Genomic DNA, 22,361 nt, shown 5'->3' on the forward strand with positions numbered 1-22,361 from the left:
CGATCTGATCATGAAAGACGGCAAAGTCTACAAGAACACGCTGGACTGAGTTCCAGATGAAGTCCTTTGCTCAAAGCCAATTTTGTAACGACTGCTTTGGGCTCGCAGCCGACATTCGGTCATTTCACTCAGACAATTGACGGGCACCAAGGGGTCAAGGTCGGCAAAGTGCTGTAAGCAGCCTTGTGCACTCGCAGCTACCAGATCACTCGGCTATGTCTGGTAAGGGCTATTACTGATATTTTATGCTAAGGCCGGTCAGTTGGCACTCAAGTCACACTGAAGCACCAAGATACACTCCCCTACGTCGTCTTTTCTCATTGATCTGGGACTGGCTTCGACAGATAGAGAGGTGTGCGGTGGCTGTCTTCCTTCGCAAGTGGCGCATTTCAAAGCGCTGCCGGAGGATCTCCGGTGGCCTTTATTCACGGCTTACAAACATGCCACAGGCCTATTCAGAGGACGTCATGCCCCTTTCACCTGACCGTCAAGACAACGCCACTCGCGCCATCGACCCTTTGCCGATACGCCTTATCAAGCGCGCTATACTGGTTCTTATCGGCCTGTTTTATTTCCTCTTCGTGGCCTTTGCCCCTCTTCTTTGCGTTCGGCGCAGAGGGTTTCGGGGTTGGTATTGGCGCCTGGTGAAACGGTCATGTTCACGCCTGCTGTGGCTCCTCAGCATCCGCGTCGAGATGCGTCCTGAGGAAAAGAATGCCCTCGCCGCCGACACCAACAGCATCATCGTGGTCAACCACCGTAGCCATCTCGATGGCTTCAGTCTCATGCACGTGGTGCCCGACACCAAATGGTTCACTTTCGCGGCGAAGTCAGAGTTCTGGAACAGCAAACTCCTGCGCACTGGTTTTGATGGAGCGGGTCTCGTCCCTATCAACCGAGACTCCGGCTCAACGGCCATGGATACGCTGATAAAGGCTGTCAGGGAAATGCCTGCCCGCTGTTCCATCGTGCTATTCCCAGAAGGCACCCGATCCAAAACAGAGTCGCTTGGGGACTTTAAAGCGGGTGCTGTCTTAGTCGCCCGAGAAACCGGCCGCACGATCACCCCCATTGTCATCCATGACAGCGATAGTCTACTTCCACGCGGCAAACATTTACCGCGCAGCGGGACGATCCGTGTGGAGGCATTGCCAACATTCGCGTGCGATCCTGCCGCTAGTGTGGATGAGGATCTGGCGCGATTGCGCAGGCAGATGATGGCTGTGTTTGAGCGGTGAAGTCTGTTTGACAGAAATATGCAGAAACCGAGTTTGTTGAGTTTCGGCTACGCGTAGCGGCAGATAACAGATTTGCGGAGCAGTTGTACTTGTCGGTGGGGTTTTCTCCAACGGGCATCGATATGCGAAAACCTAGTTAGTACCCGCATTTCAGTATGCTCTTGGCCATTCCTATTTATGGATGGGCTGCTTGGTATTGTCTCTGAACTTTCAGAAGAGAATCGACATTTAAGTGCCCTGATCTCGCTATTCTTGCCGGTGGCAGAAAAAGCAGGGAAGACACGAATTTGCCAGATGTTGTACGATGTATGAGTGATCAAAAGCTAACACTAAGCTGCCATCAGACCACCAGTTTCGCCTGCGATATCGACTATGCAGTCATCGCCAGCCTGAATGCGATTTGCCGGGCTTTCCCCTCCGAGTTCCAGTTTGGGTGAGGTTAACCAGAACGCGCATTGCCACGGGGTCATCTCACGTGGCAGGGCTTTCAACACTTTTTCCATCAAAGGAAGCGGGGTTCCATCCTGAGCAAACTGGAAAGATGGATAGGCGTTGGCTCCTTTGTAAGGTAAAGAAAGTACCTTCCCGGTTCGTGTCCAGATGTCGGCTATCCGCGTGATCTGCCAGGAGCCCTTCTGCCATTGTGCGTGCACGCCTACATCGTCCAGCAACGGATACTCACGCGCAAAATCATCCATCCGGATGTCATTGACCGCGCAACAATGCCCCTCGAAATTATGCAAATACATCTACTTACTCACTGAACTCACTAACAACTCATGAAACGATACTGCCAAAAAACCGTTCTAACCAAAGTTAAGAAGTTCACATTGGGCAAATTAAACTTCAGCTAACCTCGTTTTTTTTACCTAGTGCGCTGAAATTATTGTTGGTTTGCTTACGATGACCCGCCGTTCTGATGCTCGTAAAACCAGTTCTGAATTCTTGGCTTTGTTACTCATTGGAGTATTAATCCTCACAAGCTGAGGGCATTGGCCATGAATCTACCGAACCAATTTCTGGTTTGTTAGTGAACAACATCAACGCGTTGGACCAAGCCGCCAATCTTTCTGTCCAGTGTTGGAAACTAGTACCGAGCGCGGGCTCTCTTTTCTACGATCACGATCCTACTCGTCTGACACTCCCGCAAAAAGACAAACAGTCCTGATCCTAAGATTAGCGTGACACCAAGCGGGATGGGGAGGTTTTGTATTTCTACCGACCTAAATTCCTTTCTCTGGTCACAATACGGACTGACCATTCCAAAAATTTCCTACCGCCACCTTGAATTTTTGGACCAAACATTCCAAATCATACGCATGAGCAAAAAAACTCTCCCAAATGGCGACATCAAATCACCCGCAGGCCCGGGTAGGCCTCGCGCCTTTGACGAAGCTGAGGCTTTGGAGAAAGCCTTGTGCGTTTTTTGGCACAAGGGCTACGAGACCGCATCTGTGGATGATCTGACCAAGGCCATGGGTTTGAGCCGGTCCAGCTTCTATGGAGCGTTCGGCAACAAGCAGGCTTTGTTTCACAAAGCCCTCAGCCACTATTCAAGGCGTGGTTTAAAAAATCTGCGTGACGTTGCAGATGCGGGCGGAAATGACCCCGTTGGTGCGATAATGGAAGCTTTGGCGAACCCACAAGGTGGTCGTGACGGCTGTATGCTGATCAATTGCCTTACGGAGCTTGCTCCTCATGATGATGAAGTGGCGGCTCTCGGGCGACAGCATTTGGAGAGTATTGACGAGATTATTGCGGGAGCGCTTGAGCCTTCGGATCCGGGACAGGTACTCGACAAGGCACGCGCCTTTGCCTCCCTTGCAATTGGCACGCTAGCCTTGCGCAAGGCGGGCGTTCCCGATGAGCAGATATCGCAAACCCTGAAACAAGCCCGGATGGTGATTTCGCCATAAGGCCCCCCGCCACCATAAGGAAATGAAACCTAACACAAACTCAAACAAGAGACAGTGACCCTAATATTGGACCAATTAGTCCAATAATATCTGAACGAAGTTTACCAAAGAAGGAAGCAGCAATGGCTGATGAAAAACTGTTCTCCGGCATCAAAGCTGGTGCAATCGAGCTGAAAAACCGCATTGTCATGGCGCCACTGACCCGCAACCGGGCAAGAGCCGAGGATGACAGCGTCCATGAATTGCAGGCCAAGTACTACGCGCAGCGGGCAGGTGCTGGTCTGATCATCACGGAAGCATCGCAAATTTCGCCCCAAGGAAAAGGCTATGCCTGGACGCCCGGCATTTATTCAGAAGCACAGATCGACGGCTGGAAAAAAGTGACTAAGGCCGTCCATGCCAAGGACGGGAAGATCGTAATCCAGCTTTGGCATGTGGGCCGGATTTCGCATACCAGTATACAGCACGATGGTGGCGCCCCTGTTGCACCATCCGCAATTGGCGCTAAGGCCAAGACGTTTGATGGTGAGCAGTTTGTTGAAACATCTGAACCGCGGGCTCTGACCATCGATGAAATATCTGGCATCGTTGCCGACTACCGGAGGGCCGCAGAAAACGCCAAAGAGGCCGGTTTCGACGGTGTCGAGGTCCACGCAGCCAACGGATACCTTATCGATCAATTCCTGCGGGACGAATCCAACAAGCGTGAAGACGAATATGGCGGTCCAGTCGAGAATAGAGCACGGTTCCTGAAAGAGGTCATGGACGTAGTTGTCGATGTCTGGGGCGCCGACCGCGTCGGTGTCCGCCTCAGCCCATTCTCGTACGCCAACAACATCTCCGACAGCGACCCGCAGGCGACATTCACCCATGCGGTCAAATTGCTGAATGGCTATGGGCTGGCCTATCTTCATCTTGTGGAGGGACAGACCGGCGGCCCGCGCGATATTCCGGAAGGTGGCGATCTGAAGGCGCTCTATGAATTGTTTGACGGTGCGAAAATGGGCAACAACGCTTATGATCGCGAAATGGCGATTGAATCGGTTGAGACAGGTGCCGTCGATCTGGTGGCCTTTGGCCGGCCGTTCATTTCCAACCCGGATCTTGTCAACCGGCTGGAGAAAGACGTCGCGCTGAATGAGCTCGATCCAAGTACTCTCTACGGCGGCAACGAAAAAGGGTACACCGATTACCCGTCGCTGGAAGAGGAAGCGATCGCCGCGGAGTAGTACATCGCTGTTAACTCCATGGTGATAGGCAATACCAAGCAAAGTGAGCGCGCCGGATTGGACGCGCTCACCTAGCGGTTACGGCAATATCCACTCTTGAAGCAGGGAAAGGTCATAACCAAAGGCGTGAACCCACGCAGTGGCATGAATTGTCTAACGTCAGCGCCAAGCCGCCGCTGCGAGATGTTGGGTGAAGGTCCGCTTGGGTTATACTCTGCGAGTTGAGGCACAATGTAGAAAACGGCCAGATGAGGTCCATACAACATTGCCATATTATTCAATGAAGGATGACTGCCTGAACGCGGCTATGGGGATCAAAGTTTGCGACAGGTCTGCCAAGAATCCGCCACTGGTTTCTTCGATCAACCCAGCCATTTGGAATAGTCGCTGACCAACAGATGTGTCGGAGCAAGATCCTCCTCAACCTCGGCAAAGCGGCCGATGGGTTCACGAAAGATATTGTCGGTCTCGTCATCGTTGACCGTTGAGACCTCACCGATCAACACATCCCCTCCTTCGCCCCAGAACGCGTGCCAATCACCAGGACGCAGGGTAACGCTTTCACCCGGTGCCAGGCGCAACTTCTCGCCCGGTTGGCAATGATGTCGGATGCCGTCCAGCCAGACCACACCGCCGCGATCCTCTGCGAATCCACCCGCGTCGTCTGAGCCGAAAAGCTCGACCACCAGAGTTGCGCCACCGCGGTTGATGATATCCTCAGCTTTCAGAACATGCGTGTGCATTGGCGATAGCTGGTCCCGCCTCGAAATCAATAGCTTCTCGGCGTAGCACATGCCGCCGCCCTTGGCCAAATCACTCTGCAACCCGTTGCGCAGGGTAAAGAGGAACAGGCCCATCTTGTCAAAATCACCGTCACCGTAATCGGTGATGTCCCATCCGCATCTTGCGTCAATGATGTGACAGGCATCACTTTTACGGGCTTTAAACTCCTCGGGTGTCCAATAGGCAAAGGGCGGCAACGTGAACCCGTGAGAGCGGATCATCTCATCTGCTTGGGCCATGATTTCATTGATGCGCGAGCGCTTCATGCCGGCACTCTTTTGGTTTTGAGGATTTCGATTACCATGGCTGCGGTCCACGTAAAGCTACTGCCGCCACAAGGCTCGCCGCTCATCGGGTCATAATACTCCGCAAAGCCGCTTTTCTGAATAAGCTTTAGGCTGTCGGAGAGGATCCGTTGCGCCATTTCCCTCTGCCCAGACCGACTTAGACCTTCGGCAATCAAATAATTTACGATTAACCATGTGGGCCCGCGCCAGTAGCGCAGGCTATCAAAAGCGCCATCTGCCGGGTCGTGACTGGGCACCAGATAGCCGCAACGCTCGCCCAATAAAGCGATCCTTCGTGCGAGCGCATCAGCACGGCCATGAGGTACATCAGCAATTGCCGCGAGCAACCCACCAATCGTTGGTGTGTCTTGCAGGCGACCAGCGGCACGGTTGTAACACGAGTATTGCCCAAGCGCCGGGTTCCAGAGGCTTTCCAGAGCCGCGCGGCCATTTGCGGCCATCTCACGCGCTTCAGAAGCGATTGACGTATCGCACAAGATTTCCGCCAAATCCGCAACTTGGTCACAGGACCGTATCAGGATGCCGTTAAATCCTGGGTCAACGAGGCAAAAGGGCGAGGCATCGTGGAGCTTCGCATTATCCCATCCAAGTCCTCGGAAGTACTCGACCAACCAGATATAACACTTGTATTGCTCGTCCGACGGGCGGTGATCTGGGTTGGCGTGTGTCGTATCGCGCCGCGTAAATGGCGCGACCCCCTCGATCGGCACCGCGTCCAGCCCTTCATCCCAATCCACCGAGTTGTCTCGACCAGATTCCCAAGGGTGGATGATCGCAACCAGCCCCGTGCCGTTCGGATCGCGGTTGCGATAGAACCACTGATGCCACGCATGGACTTTGGGCAGGAGCTTGGCCAGCCGCACGCGGGCTGCGGCCTTGTCTTCCGCCCGATCGTAAAGCTTGCGTAAAGCAAAGCCCACAACCGCTGGCTGGGTGATACCAGTCGTCGGCACCACGCGTCCAGTTTGCCAAACGTCAGGACCAGGGAAATACCCATCATCAGGTTCGTGAAAAATGATATGCGGCACCATACCGTCGACCCACTGATGGGCCATAAGAGTCTCGACCTCGACCCAGGCCCGCTCCATGTTGAAATGCGAAAAGCCAAGTGCGGACAAGGCGCTGTCCCAGTTCCACTGGAAGGGATAGAGGCCATGGGTGGGCACAGTGTAGGTGCCCCGGTCATTGTTCTCCATGACCTTGCGTGCCTGATCGATCAACGCTTGGCTCATCTTGTTTCTCCTTTACGCGACAGCCAAGGTGGTTTCGGGGTCGAACCAGCGTCCCCGGCCTTCTTGCGGCGCTAACGTAAGTACGTCACCGGGTTTCACGTGGAGTTCACTATCCAGCACAGCGCGGAACTGGTGACCTTCGACATCACAAGTCACCAACAAATGCGCGCCAAGCGGTTCCACAACCTTGGCTCGCGCTCCAAAACCCTGATCAGCAACACGCAAATCTTCCGGGCGAATGGCCCATTTCAGGTCCTTGCCATTTGCCGGCCCATCGAAGTTCTGCCCGGCAACAGTCCAACGACCAGAGCCCGCAGCTTCAGCGGGGAGGAAATTCATTGGCGGATTACCGATGAAACTGGCCACGAACTCGGCCGCTGGATCCCTATACACTTCGATGGGTGAGGCTGCCTGAACAATTTTGCCCTGATGCATGACGCTGATCCGGTCGGCCATGGACATGGCTTCGACCTGATCGTGTGTCACATAGATGGCAGTGGTCTTGCTTTCGGCCAGAACACCCTTCAGCTCGGCGCGCATTTCCATCCGCAACAGCGCGTCAAGGTTCGACAGCGGCTCATCCATCAGGATCACGTCCGGCTCCATTGCCAACGCGCGGGCGACAGCGACCCGTTGGCGTTGACCGCCTGACAACTCACCCGAATAGCGCTTTAGAAGCTGTTCGATATGCATCAGCCCGGCGGTTCGTTCGACCCGACGTTTGACCTCATCATCGGGCAGTTTTTGCATCCGAAGACCAAAGCCAATGTTCTCGAACACGGTCAGGTGCGGAAACACCGCATAGTTCTGGAACACCATCGAGATGCCGCGATCTTTGGGAGAAAGGTGATCTACGCGACGCCCACCGATCCAGACCTCACCGGTCGTCGCTGTCTCAAGCCCTGCAATGATGCGCAGAAGCGTGGATTTACCGCAGCCCGAGGCGCCCAAAAGGACCATAAATTCCTGGTCTGCGATGGTCAGGTTGATATCGTGCAGAGCCTGGTAGGATCCAAAATTCTTGGCAACGTTTTTGATCTGTATTTCAGCCATAACAGTTTCCTTTCAGTCACCGCTCAGCGGTTGGCGATGCCCCACATGGCAAAGAGATATTTGCGCACAGCAAAGATGAAGATCAGCGCAGGCACCACGAGAATGAAGCCGCCTGCGAATTTCAGGTGCAACGGAGCTTCGCCCAATGTCTGCAATAGGAACGCGGGAAGCGTCCGGTTCTCGATAGTCAGCACGGCAGCCGCGAATACTTCGTTCCACGAGATCACAAAGGCGAAAATCGCCGAGGCTGTAATCCCTGGCAGAACCAAAGGCAGGATCACCTTGGTGAAGGCGGTCAGCCGTGTGCAGCCCAGCGTCCAGGCTGCCTCTTCGAGCTCCAGCGGGATACCAGAGAAAAGCGAAAAGGTGATGAGAACCGCGAAAGGGATCGCCAGTGTCGTATGGACAAGCGCCAGACCGAAGGCCGTGTCATCCAGACCTGTGCGGATAAAGAGAACCGCAAGGGGCAGCGCCAGCAAGGGCAGCGGAAAAGCCCGGGTCAGCAGGATCAGCAGCCGGAACAGCTCTTTCCCACGGAAGTCGAACCGCGATAGGGCGTAGCCCGCGGGGGCTCCGATGGCGATGGACATCACCATCGTCATCAAAGCCACCACAACCGAGTTCCACAGCGCCCTCAGCATCCCCTGGAACCCCATGAAGAATTCCAGGGATCCCATATTGAACTCCGGGATGAAGCTCTTGGGGAAACTGTTCACTGTATCCGGTGAGGACATTGTGTTCACGAACAGCAGGTAGAGCGGTATGATCACCCAGGCACACAGCAAGATCACGCCTGCTCGGTAGAGCCCCCTTCCCGCCTTGCGGGCGTCAGGGGCCACAACGTCTGCTACAGCCGTCATATCGTGGCTCCTTTCGGGACGCGCAGAGCGCGCATGATGATCAGCGTAAACACGATTGAGATAATCAGAACGATGATCGCCAGCGCTGCTGCTGCCCCACCATTTTGCAGGTCAAACTGATAGGCGTAGATCTCGCCCATAAGCACCGGGAAGATCGTGCCCCCAAGAGCTGCAACCACGGCGAAGACCTCGAAGGCCAGGATGACGCGCAGGACCAAGGCCGTTTGCAGCGATGGACGCAGAAGCGGCAAAGTGATCCGGGTGAACTGTTTCCAGCGCGAGGCGCCAAACACTTCCGCAGCTTCGTAGTATTCCTTAGGGATCAGGCCGATGCCCGCCACAAGGATCACAAGCATGATCGCAGTTGCGCGCCAAATCTCAGCAAGCATAATCGCCAGGAACACTACCCACGGCGTTTGATAACTCAGCAAACTTACAGGTTGGTCAGTGACACCAAGCCCGACCATCATCGAGTTCAGGAAACCCGACTGCTCGAAGATCGCCAGCCAGATGATACCGGCGGCAAGATCAGAAATACCCAGCGGAATGGTCCATATATACAGAACCAGATCGCGCCCCTTTTGCATCTTCGTGACCATTGTGGCCATCAGAAGTGACAGCGCCAGCTGGATCGGTACCACGGCCGCGGCCAGAAGAAAGGTGTTTTTCATCGAGATCGGGAACTTCCAGTAGCTCACAACCTCGCGAAAGTTATCCAGTGAAAAGCCGTCTCCTGTTCCAAAAGCCTGCTGCGCCACCAGCGCAAACGGGTAGAGGAAAAACAGGCAGAGAAACAGCGTCACCGGGAGGATCAGAAAGTAAGGCAATAGCCGCGCTTCCATCGGACCGCTCCTTTAAGTTGGGATTATGCTGGGGAACCGGGCCACAGCTTCTGCGGCCCGGCAGTCATGGAAGGTTTTATTCGACGGGGCAGGCACCTTCCGAAGGCGCATCTGGTGCCCAGCAAGGCGCGCCGGTTTCGTTCATGATCTTTTCCAGCTGTTTCTTTTGATCTTCCAGAACCTGCTCAATGGGTTGACCAGCCAAAACAATGCGTTCGAACGCATCCACGTATACACGGTTGAAGTCTCCGCCCATGCTACCCAGACCTGCAGGCAACAGGCCGGGATTTGCGTCAGCCGAGCTGCTCATCTTGGCAACCGCTTCGCCGGCAGCTTTGACCGAAGGCGGTAAATCGGCGGGCAGCTCAACATCAACCACAGGGAAGAAGTTTGTTGCCTTCAGGGTCGCGATCTGTGTCTCGGGCTGCATCAGATAAGTCACCAAAGCTTTGGCACCTTCGGCATCCGGCGCGGTGCGTGGGATGGCAACACCTGCCAGAACGGGCATGAAGCCACGGCCAGTTGGGCCTGCAGGTGCTGGGAAGGCAACGAAATCATCTGGGCGTTCATTGAATGCCTGCGCCAAACGCGACGTGTGGTCAAAGACGATCCAGGCATCCCCGTTCAACAGCTGTTCCTGCATGAATGAAAAGTTGGTCGAGGCAGGGTTCGTATGGCTCCACAGCTCTTTGAACTTTTCCCATGCCGTCACAGCCTCGGGCGAAGCAAAGGTCCGCACAACACCGTTGGTGTAGGACGGGTAAAGATAACCTTGGAAAAAGCGGTGTTTCAGACCCTTGGGACCTGCCGGAAATCCGAATTTCTTCTGACCCGTCGCTTCTTCAACGTTCGCCGCCCACGCAATCAACTGGTCATAGGTCAGTGCATCAATGTCCGCACCTTCAGGCAGGTATTGCAGTGCTTCCGTGTTTGCGGCCATGATGTAACTCGCTTGCATCCACGGCATATATTGCAAGCTGTCAGTACCCAGCTTAGCGAGATCATTGAAAGTGCCCGACGCCGACATGACGCCAAGTTCGCTAAGGTCCATCAGGTCATCAGGATTCATCGCCGAGAAGTTGCCATGCAAGGAGCCCAGCAAGTCGATGCTGCCTGAGTCGGCTTGCAGCTCGGCTTGCAAGCGAGTCAGCCAGGGGCCATCTTCGTTCGGTTGGTAGTCAACCCCGCCCTCGAAGCCACCAAGAACCTCGGTTCGCATAGCCTGCGCTTCTTCGGCGGGCCGGGCCTGGGTCGACCAGAACAGAGTTTCAGCTTGCACGGCAGCAGCGCCAGCAAGCATGGCAACACCTGACACGGCAACCGACAGTTTCAGATGAATCGACATGATTTCCTCCCTATGTCTGAGGCTGACCGAAACCCGACAACCTCTCTCCCTCGCCGACACCTTTGGGTCAGTCCGCGGGCGAATGCAGTTAATATGGTATATCGTTGTATCTTGAGTCAAGCCTGTTGCCGCCAAGCTTTTGCTATAATTTGCTTGCCATTTGCAAAACCACTTGCGATTTTAGGCAAACGTTATATCTAAACTGTGACCCATGACGAAAAAACCCACCTTATCCAGCGTTGCCAAAGAAGCGGGCGTGTCGGTTCCAACCGTCAGCCAGGTTATGCGTGACACCGGCCGAATTTCAGAGAAGACACGTCAGAAAGTCCTGAGCGCAGCCAAGCGTCTGCGCTACGTCCCAAATCAAGCGGCGGCCACAATGCGATCAGGTGACAATCGCGAAATCGGTTTTATCCTTAACAAATTGGCCAACCCGTTTAACGCAGAGGTTGTGAGTGGCGCCGTCGACTTGCTCGAAACCGAAGGGTTCATGGTGTCGATCCTCGATGCGCAAGGCGATCTTCAACGTCAGGACCGCCTTCTGGAAGCCTGCATCAGATTTGGCCGACGTGGTTTGATCTGGGTTCCGGCACTAGACACAAGCGAAGTATCTATGGAGCTTCTGAATGCTCACGGTGTTCCCGCTGTGACATTCATGCGAAAGGTGTCGCAGTCTTTCGACCATGTCGGCATTCTTAATACCGAAGCCCTCGCACAAGCCACGCAGCACTTGATTGATTTAGGGCACAAGCACATCGCCTATTTTGGCGGCACCGAGCAATCGTCCGTGCGTGAAGAACGCATTGCCGGTTACCTTGGCGCTTTAAAGCAGATGGATGACGTGCAGCCAATTGTCTGGCCATGCGATGAGAATAAGAGTGCTGGCGTTGACGCTATTGCCGCACTCCGTCACCAACACCCCGAGGTGACGGGTATTGTTTGCAACGGAGACGTTGTGGCGCTTGGCGCCTGCTTCGGATTGATCCGGTCCGGTTGGAAACCAGGGCATGATTTTTCGGTGGTGGGTTTTGATGACATCGAGGATGCGGCCGTCTCGACGCCCGGCCTAACAACCATGGCGATCGACCCGAAGAAGTTAGGCAAGCGGTTGGCCGAGATCCTTCTGGACCGGATGCGAACACCCGATCTGCCAGTCTGTCATTTCGAGTATTCTGCGACCCTGACAATTCGAGGAACATCAGGAGCAGCCCCTAACCTCTAAAGTGTATACGTCAGTTGCTGTCGCAGGCGTTTATTGCGCTACCATGCGAAATTTGACACTTTGGACTCATTGCTGACGTTTTCTGCATACACGATCAACGGCTTCTATCGGGCGAGTTAAGTGAAGGTGCGTTGGGTCCGCTGATGAGCTGACCACTCAACCAGAGATAGCTTCAAATAAATCCGGTTCAGCGGCGTTAGTGGTTGTTGTGATGTGGTCAATCATTAAATGGTGCGTTAATCTGCTAATCGAACCTCCGTTCGGCGACGACCGCAATGAGGACACCAAACCAGACATTTGGACTGGACAAGGCATGCCCGCTCAGCGCCTGGTCCTTGGCATTGATGTCAGGATGTCTGGCAGCGCGCTAAGCTTTATTTGAGCTTACGTTTCCCAAGGTGGCTTTGCGCCAATCTCTGCGATCAAAAAATCAATAAACACCCGCACTTTTGGGGACAGCACGTTGGACTTGGGATAGATCAGCCACAAGACATTGTCTTCACTGGCCTCAAAGTTTGGAAGAACCCGTATCAAACGACCTGACTTCAGTTGGTCACGCACGCTCCATAGAGCGTTCAAGGAAATACCGGCTCCGGCCAGCGTGGCGCGGACCTGGCTTTGACCGTCGTCGATAATCAATTGGCCTTTGGCTGATGCGGGATCGAAAATGGCGTTCTTGCCCGCCGGTCCTGTCAATGGCCGCGGTTGGCGGTTTTGGAAAGCTATCAGATGGTGGGTTTTCAGATCGTCAGGCGTCTTGGGCGTGCCGTATTCATCGAGATAATGCGGCGCGGCGCATAGAATACGGCGATCAACGGCCAGCTTTCGACCTTTTAAGCTGGTGTCGACAAGCGGCGCGTTCCTGAGTGCTAGATCATAGCTTCCCTCGATCAGGTCGAACTGCACATCCGACAGACGCAGATCGATTGTGAGATCGGGATGCTGTTTAAGAAACTCAGGAAGGATTGGCGCGATGTAGAGCTGTGCAAAACTGCTTGGCGCAGCAAAGCGCAACGTGCCCTTTATGGTTGTTGTCTGCTTGCCCAGAGCAGCAAGTGCGGCCTCTTCTTGCGCGATAATCTCGCGGGCGAAGGGCAGGAAGTCAGCACCTTCAACCGACAACGACACTTTGCGTGTTGTGCGATGTAACAGTTCGGAACCCAGGCTCTGCTCCAACTTCGCGAGTTTTGCGCTGGACACGGCCGGGGCCATACCCAATGCGCGCCCCGCCGCGCTTATGTTCAGCATTTCTGCTGCCCTTACAAACAATCGCAGCGCATCTGTATCAAGCCCCATTATATCGCAAACCCGAATTATCATTCCATCAATGAGCAGTTTATATGCAATTGGATTGACGTTAAATCCCTTCCATCGATGCAACACAGCATACGAAGGAGGCGCATATGACGCGAACAGCCACAGTCAACTACCACGTTCACAAGCCGCACCGGCAAGCTTTTGAACTGGATGCCGGCGGGATTGCTGGAAACCTGGTTTCCCCCAAACTAGCCTCCACGGCTGTTGCACTGGAGGACGCCCGCGCAGCGGCCAACTCCGTTACATTTGCGTCTGATGCTGTTGAATTCACGACGCTGGAAACGCAGGTTCGGGGCTTTGCTGGTGCCGCATGGAAATCGATATACGATGCCGAGTTGACAGCGATGCTGTCGGACAGGCTGGGCGCACGCGAGGTTGTGGTTTTTGACCATACGGTTCGGACAGATGACCCGAGTGCGACGCGCAAACCTGCGCGCAACGTTCACAGTGACTACAGCAAGGACGGAGCCGAACAGCGGCTTGTCGACCTGTTGGGTGCCGATGTCGCATCGGAATGGGCGCAAGGTCACTTTGCATTTATTAATGTGTGGCGTCCCGTGGAGCATCCGATCAATTCAGCGCCGCTTGGCTTTGTTCGCCCGTCATCGGTTGACGCGTCTGACTGGATCCTGCTGGATCTGATCTATCCTGACCGCAAAGGGCAAATCATGGGGCTGGTGGGAAACCCCAAGCATGAGTGGATCTATCAATCCAAGATGACACCGGATGAGGTCGCGATTTTCAATATCTATGACAATCAAGGACTACCTTCGATTGCGCATAGCGCGCTCGATATGGTCGAAGATTCAAGCATCTCCACCATTCGCAAAAGCATCGAGAGCCGCACCTTGGTGCGCTACTAGTGGGGTCCCGAGATGTTGGATAAAATGCAGCCTAACGAGTTTACCCAGATCAACGTGGCTTATAACCGGGTGTTCCGTCCCGAGCGCTTGAGCATTGGCCTTGTGCTGCCGCTTGAGGCATACGCAGTCGGCGCAGAGCCGACGCTGCGCGGTCATCTGGAGGCGGCTCAAAAGGCCGAGGAACTTGGGTTTGCGGCACTTTGGCTGCGCGACGTCCCGTTCAATGTGCCAAACTTCGGTGACCCGGGACAGGTTTTCGATCCATTTGTCTATCTGGGTGCTCTGGCAACAGCAACAGACCGGATTGCGCTTGGAACGTCGAGTGTCATCCTGCCATTGCGTCACCCCGCGCATGTGGCCAAGGCAGCGGCGACGACCGATGTGCTCTCGGGCGGACGGTTGCTGTTGGGCGTTGCTTCAGGTGACCGCCCCGAGGAATACCCGGCGATGAACCACAGCTTTGACGACCGAGGGGCGCGTTTCCGCGACAGCGTTGAGTATATCCGCGCAGTGGGGTCCGATTATCCGGAACATGAAAACGCGCAGGGCAAACTGGGTGGCGGGATTGACCTATTGCCCAAACCGCATGGCACGCGTCTGCCGATGCTTATTACCGGCGGTAGCCAGCAATCCCCTGATTGGGTGGCACGGAACGGCGACGGTTGGATGACCTATCCGCGCAATGCGTCTGCCCAGGGGCAGGTCATAGCGGATTACCGACGACGCGTTAGGGAGGCGGGCCAACTGGATAAGCCCGTCATGCAATCGCTTTATGTCGATATCGTGGACGACCCCGCTGCGCCTCCGCGCCCGATCCATCTTGGGTTTCAGTCTGGCTCCGACTTCCTTCGCAGCTATCTTCGCGAGATTGAAACGCTTGGGGTCAATCACGTCGCGCTGAACCTCAGGTTCAATCAAGCGCCTATCGACGCAACCCTTGAACACTTGGCAGACACTGTGCTGCCTGACTTTTCGTAAAGGATCAGACCGATGACCAAGACCATTCTCATTACAGGTTCAACTGACGGCATTGGTTTGCTGACGGCCAAGAAGCTGGCATCTGACGGGCACAACGTGCTGTTGCATGGCCGCAGTATACCCAAACTGGAGAGCGCAGCTGCCGAAGTCGGTGAAAATGTCGAAACCTATGCCGCTGATCTGAGCGACCTGTCCGCGGTGCAGGGACTGGCTGAGAACGTGCGGGCGAAACATGACAGGTTGGATGTTTTGATCAACAACGCGGGTGTGCTGAAAGCCCCGCAATCGGTGCTTGAGAATGGGCAGGACATCCGCTTCGTCGTGAACACGCTTGCACCTTATCTGCTGACCGAGTTGCTGCTGCCTATCATTCCTGCTGACGGGCGCGTCGTGAACCTGTCATCGGCGGCGCAGGCCCCGGTGAACATCCGAGCCATGCAGGGCAGTGTTCCGCTGGCGGATATGGAAGCCTATGCCCAGAGCAAGCTGGCCATCACCATATGGACCCGGGAATGGGCCAAATCGCAATCCGATGCGCCTGTCATGGTCGCGGTAAATCCAGGATCGCTTTTGGCCTCAAAGATGGTGAAGGAAGGCTTTGGCTTGGCTGGGAACGATATGAACATCGGCGCTGATATCTTGATTGATGCGGCATTAGGTGAGCGGTTCGCTGATGCGTCGGGCGCCTATTTTGACAATGACAGTGGTGCATTCTCAGATCCACACGCATCAGCACTCGACAAAGGCCACGCCGCCGACGTCATGAACACCATCAAAGAATTGGTTAACCAGACCAACTGATCCGCGCGGCGCTAAAACGCCACGAACTTCCACCTTTAACACCCCCTGACCCCTCACGCGTGCTGCGTCGAGGCCCAAGAAAGGACTGCCTGATGAAATACGAGAGCTTTCAAACCTTTGACATAGCCGTTGAGAACGGCATCGCCACAGTGACATTCAACTTTGGCTCTGTGAACGTGCAAGGCCAGGAAATGCTGGCCGATCTCAACAGTCTGGCCATGCGCTTAGAGCGAGACCGCGACACCAAGGTCGTAATCTTTCAATCTGCAAACCCGGAAATCTGGGTCTGCCACTACGACACCGAACTGCTCAAGGACATGTCGACTGAGGCCGTATCCCGCGAGGATGCACTGCTTTTGGATCTACAGTCGGTTTGCGAGCGGATCAGCAAGGTGCCGCAGGCCACAATCGCAAAGCTGGAAGGGTTTGCACGCGGTGGTGGACATGAGTTGGCGTTGGCGCTCGACATGCGGTTTGCCGCGCGGGGCAAGTACAAGTTCATGCAGATGGAGGTCGGAATGGGCATCCTGCCCTGTGGCGGCGGCGCCTCGCGCATGGCGCGCCAAACAGGCCTTGGAAAAGCGCTTGAGATCATTTTGAGCGCGCAAGACTACGATGCGGATGATGCCGAGCGTCTGGGCACTATCAACAAGGCTTTGGAGCCGGATGAAATTGGCGCTTATGTGACTGCACTGGCCGAACGGATCGCACAATTCCCGGCAGAGTCGATCAATGTCTGCAAACAGATGGTCTATGAATCGATCGACAAACCAATTGATGAAGCGCTGAAAGCCGAAGCCTATTGGCTTTATCAGGCCACCAGCAAAACTCCGGCCGTCAAACGGTTCACCATCGCGGATGAACAAGGTTTGGAACACGACATCGAAAACCAGCGCAATTGGGGCGATCTGGTGATGCAGGTGCAGGACATCAACTGACCACCCCCAAGATAATGATCTCGTCAGGCGTGCGTGATTTCCACGTAGGCCTGACACCATGTTCACAAAAGGAAAATCTCAATGAAAGCAATGGTTCTCAACTCTTACGGACCCGATGCGCTGTTCGAGCTTGCTGAAATACCCGACCCTGTCGCGACTTCTGGACATGTGGTCGTCAAAGTGGCCGCGACCAGCGTCAACACCGTCGACACAATGATCCGAAGCATGGGCGCGGACCTGCCTCTGTCCCCCCAATTGCCCGCCGTGCTTGGCATGGATTTCGCTGGCACGGTCGTTGCGATTGGCGACGGTGTGACAGGTTTTGCGATAGGCGATGAGGTGTACGGTTGTTCTGGTGGATTGATGGATCTCACGGGCGCTTTGGCAGAGCACATTGACGCAGATGCGCGCCTGATTGCCCACAAACCCAAGACGCTGAGCATGCGGGAAGCCGCAGTGCTGCCTCTCGTCGGCATCACCGCCCACGAAGGGCTGACCCGCGCCGGTGTTGGCGAAGAGCAGACTTTATTGGTTCATGGCGGGGCAGGTGGCGTTGGTCATGTCGCCGTTCAAGTAGATCAACGGCAGTTCGCAAAGTGAGGCGACTAAGCTGGTTCCTCGGAGGAACTGAGAATACAGGCCTTTGAATCTTGGTGTCGCTGTGACCCCATCCCGCGATGCCGTCATCCGAAAATCGTAAATGCTGCGATATGCACAAACGGCAGAAATGCGAAAGCTACACTGCGGCGCGGTAAGATTCGCCGCACGTCTTCTGTAGGCCGTGAGCGCGTTTGCGGTTTGGTACAACTCAGTATGGTCGTTTTGAACGGAATATCACAGCAATCCGATCCAAGATTTGTTTGTTTGCGCTTCGTGACGGCTGCTCCGCCGCGTCGAGCAACTCTTCCATTCGGGTGCGTACTTCAGAGAGCGTCATCGACGGCTTCTGCTCAAAGAAACCATAAATGGCGTCGATACCCAGATAGTCCGGGATCTCTCGCTGATCAGCACTTCGGTGGCTGACATCCTTTTTGGCTTCAATCCAGAATAAATCGAGTTCCTGGGCCCAAGATTCTCCGAGTTTTTCTAGATATGGCAGCGTCAGGTGCCCGAACCGGTTGTAGCCTTGGTTTTTTGAGGGGCCGGACGCGAGAAACCTATCCAATGACTCCAAGAGTGAAACTGTTCGCTCGGGTCGGATTAGCCCCCAGACGGCAACGGCAATTGAAACGCAAGTTTTGTACACTGTATCGGGTGAATGCCATAGCGCCATCTGATCTAAGTTGTGCCTAGAACAAGAGGTCCTCAACGAGCTGTGAGATCAATTGGCTTTTGCCAGACACTCCCGCCTTTCTGTAAATCGCAGTACATTGAGCCTTAACGGTTCCAATTCGGGTTTGCCTCAGATTGGCGATTTCAGCCATAGACATCCCTTTCAGAACAAGCCATGCGATCTCTGTTTCCGCGCCAGTCAGGCCAAGCTTTTCGAAATACGCCTCTACTACTGTTGTGAACTCGCCGGACGTGATCCGGCGGGCGGTTTCGGCCCGGTGTGTCGCTTTTTGGGCCACGAGCGCAAGCCGGACACCCAGAAATGCACCAAGTATCAGCCCGATACTGGCGCCCGCTTCGACAAGCTCTCGCACATTCCAACGTAGCGGAACCGATGGGATGCCCAAAATAGATGCCAGAATTTCCCACAGGAAATAAGCACCACAAAGGCACTGGATAAGGACAAGGGTCCAAACGACCCATGCGCGGTTCATCATGCGCGGCACCGTGCGCTGGTAAATTCTGTTTCAGTAGGTTGTCTCATGTCGGATTACCCACCGTTTTTTCCTTTACCGCCTTGTCCGCCACCCCCTTTGGGACCGCCATGCGCATTTGGTTCGCTCGGCTGGGAAGGTTTGTCTGGTTTGTTGGCTGGCGGTGCAGGGCGCCCGTCGCCATGTGATTTCTTCGAGAAACTTTGGTCTCGCAAAACCTCTCCGGATGTACGGTTCAACACCACCTCGCGCAGCTCATTCTGATCACTCGCGGTGATGACGATGCGGCCCAGCCAAGACCGTTTTACTTCCTCGACCGTGTAACCTTCGGCCTCAATCCGCGCGATGACGTCATCCGCAACGGATACCTGAGCCTGCACCGGCGAGTGCAAGAGCATGACCACCGCAAAACTTGCGAGGATAGGTGATCTAAACATCATAAAGTTCCCGTACCTTTGCAATTTGGCTAAGGGGTTACCGCGCACCGTGTCAACCGGTGCGCGGTGGCTTTATGTTACCCGCGAGGACCGTCCCGACCGCCGTGACCGCCACGACCTTCGCCACTGCCGCCCCTTTCGCCAGAGTCAACCGTCTCGGTGCCGGAATCCTGATTTCGGCCTGCATCGTCACGCCCGCCGCGACCTGCTGGGACCCCTTGTTCGGCCAGTTGATCGCCGATGTTCCGCCGATCTTCGGGACTCAAGCTTGAGTGGTCGATATCCCCCAGCGCCACGGTTTCGCCGGTTGAAGGGTCGACGACTTCAACCTCTGAAATGTCGAGGGCGTTCCGATCACCGCCTCGGGGCTGGACTCCCTGTTCTTTCAGCTGATCCCGAATATCGGCACGTTCTTCCTCGGACAATGCTTCGAAATCCACTTCCGAAAGCTCGACGGTTTCCCCTGTACTCGGGTCAACAACCGAAATGCTTTGGGCAAGTAGCGGCTGGAACGACACTGCGGTGATCAGGGCTGCAAGGATCAACGGGCTGTGAGGGAGTGAGAGAGTACGCATGTTTAGTCTTCCTGTTTGTAAGGTTTAGCGCGGCTTAGATTGGTGCCGTGAAGCCTAGATGCAGTGAAAACATCGATTGGAATACTGGACGCGAGCCTGATTTTTGGCGGTATAAGCTAAAGTCATAAAAGCGCCCAGCATGGCCGAAATGCTCAAAATTGGCGCGTTCATAATGCGTTCTTCACGATGAGATTTTCGGTGTCAAAGGTCTATATGATTTTGGCTTAGAACGTCCTTTCGCAGCCTGAGTACAATGGTTTTCTGATCGGAAAACATGTCACCCAAGTCCCTTCAGCCGTCACTACAAAACGAACCTCGCGACCAAGAAGTGGACACGATATGCGACCAAGCACCCTGAGCTTCATAATGGCAAGCCTGATGCCTTTGTCGGCCTTTGCTGAGGAGGAACCTGCGCCCGTCGATCAGCACGAATTATCGCGCATGATACAGAACGGAGAGGCAACCAAGGCGTTTCTAGAGGCCTTCGAGGCAGGGGATGAACTGACCGAGTTCAGCTTTGACGCAGCGCGCGGGGTCGGTGCCAATATCGGCGAAGGTCGTCGTTTTACGCGCATTCCCCGGGCTGATCTCGCCGGCCCATCGGAGTGGGCTTCGCATTTTCCAAAGCGCGAAGGAGGGGCTAACGCGACATCGTGTATTGCCTGTCACAACGCGCCGATTGCCAATGGGGCGGGTGACGTTGCAATGAACGTTCTTGTGGATCCTGCGCATACGGGCGACGCAACCAGATATCTTGAGAGAAATACACTCCCCTTGTTTGCGCTTGGTATCCCTCAGCGGCTTGCAGAAGAAATTAGCACGGACCTATATCAACAGCGTGATGCAGCCCATCAGGTTGCCTGTAATTCGGGTCGCGCCTCAGTTCAGTTAGAGTCCAAGGGCGTTGACTTTGGAACGTTGACACTGACGCGTATTTCGCAAGACCCTTGTTCCGTCGACACGGATTCCAGTGGGTTGAGTGGTATAGACCCGGACCTCGTGATCAAACCGTTTGGATGGAAGGGTAATCATGCAACGATCAGAGCATTCACCAGGAATGCTGCGCACAATGAACTGGGATTACAGGCCGTCGAGCTTGTCGGAGATCAGGATGGCGATTTCGATGGTGTGGTGAATGAGTTGACCGTCGGCGACGTAACGGCTCTTACAGTTTACATGGCAGCCCTCGAACGGCCGGTAACCAAGATTGAATTGGCCGATCTGGGTTTGATCGACCTTTCTGGATCCGAAAGAACCAGTATTCTGGCAGGAGAGGCGCTTTTTGCTCAAATCGGCTGCACCAGTTGTCACATGCCAGCGATGAGCCTTCGGGACGCAATGTTTAAAGAACCCAGCGAGATTCCGGGTTTCTACGATGCCAGGTTTCCAGATGGATCTGACCCGAATATTCATGGACTGAACGTCGTCAGTGCAATCAAATTCAATCTGGCCGGAGATCAGCCCAACAACTCGATTAAGCTGCTGGACGGTTCAGTCCACCATCTAGGTGCAATGGCGCGGAATGCCGAAGGTGAGCCAGTGGCCCGATGGTACACAGACTTCAAACGACACGATATGGGTTCCGACTTGGCAGATCCCGATGACCCTCTTGGGTTGGGGGCTTCTATGTTTCTGACGCGATCACTGGCGGGTGTCGGAGCAACTGGACCCTGGCTGCACGATGGTCGGGCGACCACTCTGCAAGAGGCAATTGTGAGTCATGCGGGTGAAGCCTCAGACAGCGCCACTGCCTACAACCACCTCAGCGAAAGTGAACAAACAAAAATCATCGCCTTTCTGGAGAATCTAACTATTTACAAGACAGTCGAAGAATAGTTGCTGGTTGAGAAAAGTAGAACGGCAGATTTGGCCGGTGCCGATTGAATTCTAGTTGCCTGAATACTGCGCGTTGAGTGAATATCTGGAACGCGGGCATTGATCGCTCTATGAGAGTGTGACGGCCCGCGTCATTAGATTTCAATAGCTTCTGCAATCACAAGCGCGTCTTCCAACTCAGCGTCCAGATACCTAATTGTACTGACCATTTTCGCATGACCTAGCAGAAGTTAAACCGTACGTAAGTTGCCACGCTTCTTGGTTATACCGCAAACTTTTGGAGCGAACGACTGGTTTGGCGGTCCGCACAGCAGAAAAGACGCCCATCGGCCAACGGCAGGTATGGGCCGGACATTGAGCTTGAACCATGATTAACTAATCAGCTTCCTGAAAGCGGCCATTCCGACGTTTGCAACATTTCCTTTGCTTCGATGGCCGAGATGGGAACATGTCTGCCGTCCTGTTAAGCGAGCAGTACACTTCGCAGTGCATCTTCCCAGAGAGTTTACAGGGGCTTGCGTGCCCAGCACATGCTGCCTTTCGCCAACAGAAGTCTGGGTTTAAGCAATGACGCTCGGTGGAGCGCCTCAGAGATCGAACGCCTGACGATTTCGAGGCGCATATGGAGTGCCATAACGGTAAGGCCTATAAGGCTATCCAGCGCCTTGGCACTACACTGTTGATTCATCGCGCTGACCAGTCAGATGATCCGAGCTAAGTGGGCCGTGCTCGCGCGTGCATGAATGCAAAGGGCATCATCCGTAAAGAATTCCAGTGACTTCTATAACATGCTCTCTAAACTCCGTGCAGTTGTTAGTCAGA

General features: G+C 54.7%; 22 protein-coding genes and 1 pseudogene. 10 read left to right on the forward strand and 13 right to left on the reverse strand.

Translation table 11 applies throughout. From position 1 onward, the window contains the following. Positions 1–467 precede the first annotated feature (467 nt). Positions 468–1,238: a lysophospholipid acyltransferase family protein gene (locus AC2FLP_RS20785; RefSeq protein ID WP_496686149.1), complete on the forward strand. Its 771-nt coding sequence runs from the start codon at positions 468–470 to the stop codon at positions 1,236–1,238. A 329-nt stretch (positions 1,239–1,567) separates the two neighbouring features. On the opposite strand, the gene AC2FLP_RS20790 is transcribed toward AC2FLP_RS20785, so the two are convergent. Further along, positions 1,568–1,987, reverse strand: coding sequence for a hypothetical protein (locus AC2FLP_RS20790; protein WP_299900035.1), 420 nt, complete (start codon positions 1,985–1,987; stop codon positions 1,568–1,570). A gap of 432 nt (positions 1,988–2,419) precedes the next feature. On the opposite strand from AC2FLP_RS20790, the gene AC2FLP_RS20795 reads away from it, so the two are divergent. Together AC2FLP_RS20795 and AC2FLP_RS20800 are read left to right on the forward strand one after the other, a co-directional pair. Then, complete coding sequence (locus AC2FLP_RS20795; protein WP_496710072.1) at positions 2,420–3,154, forward strand: TetR/AcrR family transcriptional regulator; 735 nt, start codon at positions 2,420–2,422, stop codon at positions 3,152–3,154. Between the two features lie 122 nt (positions 3,155–3,276). Continuing rightward, complete coding sequence (locus AC2FLP_RS20800; RefSeq protein ID WP_299900029.1) at positions 3,277–4,383, forward strand: alkene reductase; 1,107 nt, start codon at positions 3,277–3,279, stop codon at positions 4,381–4,383. A 362-nt stretch (positions 4,384–4,745) separates the two neighbouring features. Here the strand turns inward: AC2FLP_RS20800 and AC2FLP_RS20805 are convergent, their stop codons facing one another. The 6 genes from AC2FLP_RS20805 to AC2FLP_RS20830 all read right to left on the reverse strand — a co-directional run bounded on the left by AC2FLP_RS20805 (position 4,746) and on the right by AC2FLP_RS20830 (position 10,806). After that, the gene (locus tag AC2FLP_RS20805; RefSeq protein ID WP_117871529.1) at positions 4,746–5,432 is read right to left on the reverse strand and encodes a D-lyxose/D-mannose family sugar isomerase; all 687 of its coding nucleotides are present in this window, start codon (positions 5,430–5,432) and stop codon (positions 4,746–4,748) included. Beyond that, entirely contained in the window at positions 5,429–6,706 is a 1,278-nt protein-coding gene (locus tag AC2FLP_RS20810; protein WP_496686142.1) for an amylo-alpha-1,6-glucosidase, read from the reverse strand. The genes AC2FLP_RS20805 and AC2FLP_RS20810 overlap by 4 nt, the downstream gene beginning before the upstream one ends. Before the next feature lie 12 nt (positions 6,707–6,718). Then, complete coding sequence (locus AC2FLP_RS20815) at positions 6,719–7,759, reverse strand: ABC transporter ATP-binding protein (RefSeq protein ID WP_117871525.1); 1,041 nt, start codon at positions 7,757–7,759, stop codon at positions 6,719–6,721. 23 nt (positions 7,760–7,782) lie between these two features. Then, complete coding sequence (locus tag AC2FLP_RS20820; RefSeq protein WP_117871523.1) at positions 7,783–8,619, reverse strand: carbohydrate ABC transporter permease; 837 nt, start codon at positions 8,617–8,619, stop codon at positions 7,783–7,785. Then, the gene (locus AC2FLP_RS20825) at positions 8,616–9,461 is read right to left on the reverse strand and encodes a carbohydrate ABC transporter permease (protein WP_496677405.1); all 846 of its coding nucleotides are present in this window, start codon (positions 9,459–9,461) and stop codon (positions 8,616–8,618) included. Before AC2FLP_RS20825 ends, AC2FLP_RS20820 begins: the two co-directional genes overlap by 4 nt. Before the next feature lie 76 nt (positions 9,462–9,537). Then, a complete protein-coding gene (locus AC2FLP_RS20830) occupies positions 9,538–10,806 on the reverse strand; it encodes an ABC transporter substrate-binding protein (protein ID WP_117871519.1) in 1,269 nt (422 codons plus the stop codon). 211 nt (positions 10,807–11,017) lie between these two features. On the opposite strand from AC2FLP_RS20830, the gene AC2FLP_RS20835 reads away from it, so the two are divergent. Beyond that, positions 11,018–12,028, forward strand: a complete 1,011-nt coding sequence (locus AC2FLP_RS20835; protein WP_117871517.1) for a LacI family DNA-binding transcriptional regulator — start codon at positions 11,018–11,020, stop codon at positions 12,026–12,028. Between the two features lie 384 nt (positions 12,029–12,412). On the opposite strand, the gene AC2FLP_RS20840 is transcribed toward AC2FLP_RS20835, so the two are convergent. After that, positions 12,413–13,324 (reverse strand): LysR family transcriptional regulator, encoded by a 912-nt coding sequence (locus tag AC2FLP_RS20840; RefSeq protein ID WP_496686137.1) that lies wholly within the window; start codon positions 13,322–13,324, stop codon positions 12,413–12,415. A 107-nt stretch (positions 13,325–13,431) separates the two neighbouring features. Between AC2FLP_RS20840 and AC2FLP_RS20845 the strand changes: the two genes are divergently transcribed. The 5 genes from AC2FLP_RS20845 (at position 13,432) to AC2FLP_RS20865 (ending at position 17,525) form a co-directional block, all read left to right on the forward strand. After that, on the forward strand, positions 13,432–14,208 hold the full coding sequence (locus AC2FLP_RS20845) for a CmcJ/NvfI family oxidoreductase (protein ID WP_496686134.1): 777 nt from the start codon (positions 13,432–13,434) through the stop codon (positions 14,206–14,208). Positions 14,209–14,220: 12 nt separating this feature from the next. Continuing rightward, complete coding sequence (locus AC2FLP_RS20850) at positions 14,221–15,186, forward strand: LLM class oxidoreductase (protein WP_496686132.1); 966 nt, start codon at positions 14,221–14,223, stop codon at positions 15,184–15,186. A gap of 12 nt (positions 15,187–15,198) precedes the next feature. Beyond that, positions 15,199–15,987, forward strand: coding sequence for an SDR family NAD(P)-dependent oxidoreductase (locus AC2FLP_RS20855; protein WP_117871509.1), 789 nt, complete (start codon positions 15,199–15,201; stop codon positions 15,985–15,987). A 92-nt stretch (positions 15,988–16,079) separates the two neighbouring features. After that, on the forward strand, positions 16,080–16,925 hold the full coding sequence (locus AC2FLP_RS20860) for an enoyl-CoA hydratase/isomerase family protein (protein ID WP_496686130.1): 846 nt from the start codon (positions 16,080–16,082) through the stop codon (positions 16,923–16,925). Between the two features lie 81 nt (positions 16,926–17,006). Continuing rightward, positions 17,007–17,525: an alcohol dehydrogenase catalytic domain-containing protein gene (locus AC2FLP_RS20865; RefSeq protein ID WP_496686127.1), complete on the forward strand. Its 519-nt coding sequence runs from the start codon at positions 17,007–17,009 to the stop codon at positions 17,523–17,525. A gap of 208 nt (positions 17,526–17,733) precedes the next feature. On the opposite strand, the gene AC2FLP_RS20870 is transcribed toward AC2FLP_RS20865, so the two are convergent. From AC2FLP_RS20870 to AC2FLP_RS20885, 4 genes are all read right to left on the reverse strand, one after another. Continuing rightward, positions 17,734–18,090 (reverse strand): hypothetical protein, encoded by a 357-nt coding sequence (locus AC2FLP_RS20870; RefSeq protein ID WP_496686125.1) that lies wholly within the window; start codon positions 18,088–18,090, stop codon positions 17,734–17,736. A 124-nt stretch (positions 18,091–18,214) separates the two neighbouring features. Continuing rightward, complete coding sequence (locus AC2FLP_RS20875; RefSeq protein ID WP_480642060.1) at positions 18,215–18,694, reverse strand: helix-turn-helix transcriptional regulator; 480 nt, start codon at positions 18,692–18,694, stop codon at positions 18,215–18,217. Positions 18,695–18,747: 53 nt separating this feature from the next. After that, on the reverse strand, positions 18,748–19,128 hold the full coding sequence (locus tag AC2FLP_RS20880; RefSeq protein WP_496686122.1) for a hypothetical protein: 381 nt from the start codon (positions 19,126–19,128) through the stop codon (positions 18,748–18,750). Positions 19,129–19,205: 77 nt separating this feature from the next. Further along, a complete protein-coding gene (locus tag AC2FLP_RS20885) occupies positions 19,206–19,703 on the reverse strand; it encodes a hypothetical protein (RefSeq protein WP_496686120.1) in 498 nt (165 codons plus the stop codon). Positions 19,704–20,042: 339 nt separating this feature from the next. On the opposite strand from AC2FLP_RS20885, the gene AC2FLP_RS20890 reads away from it, so the two are divergent. Then, complete coding sequence (locus AC2FLP_RS20890; protein ID WP_496686117.1) at positions 20,043–21,539, forward strand: di-heme oxidoredictase family protein; 1,497 nt, start codon at positions 20,043–20,045, stop codon at positions 21,537–21,539. Between the two features lie 134 nt (positions 21,540–21,673). Here the strand turns inward: AC2FLP_RS20890 and AC2FLP_RS20895 are convergent. Next, positions 21,674–21,817, reverse strand: a pseudogene (locus AC2FLP_RS20895) (integrase); the annotation flags it as partial. Between the last annotated feature and the right edge of the window lie 544 nt (positions 21,818–22,361).

The organism is Ruegeria sp. CDSA141, assembly GCF_059612005.1.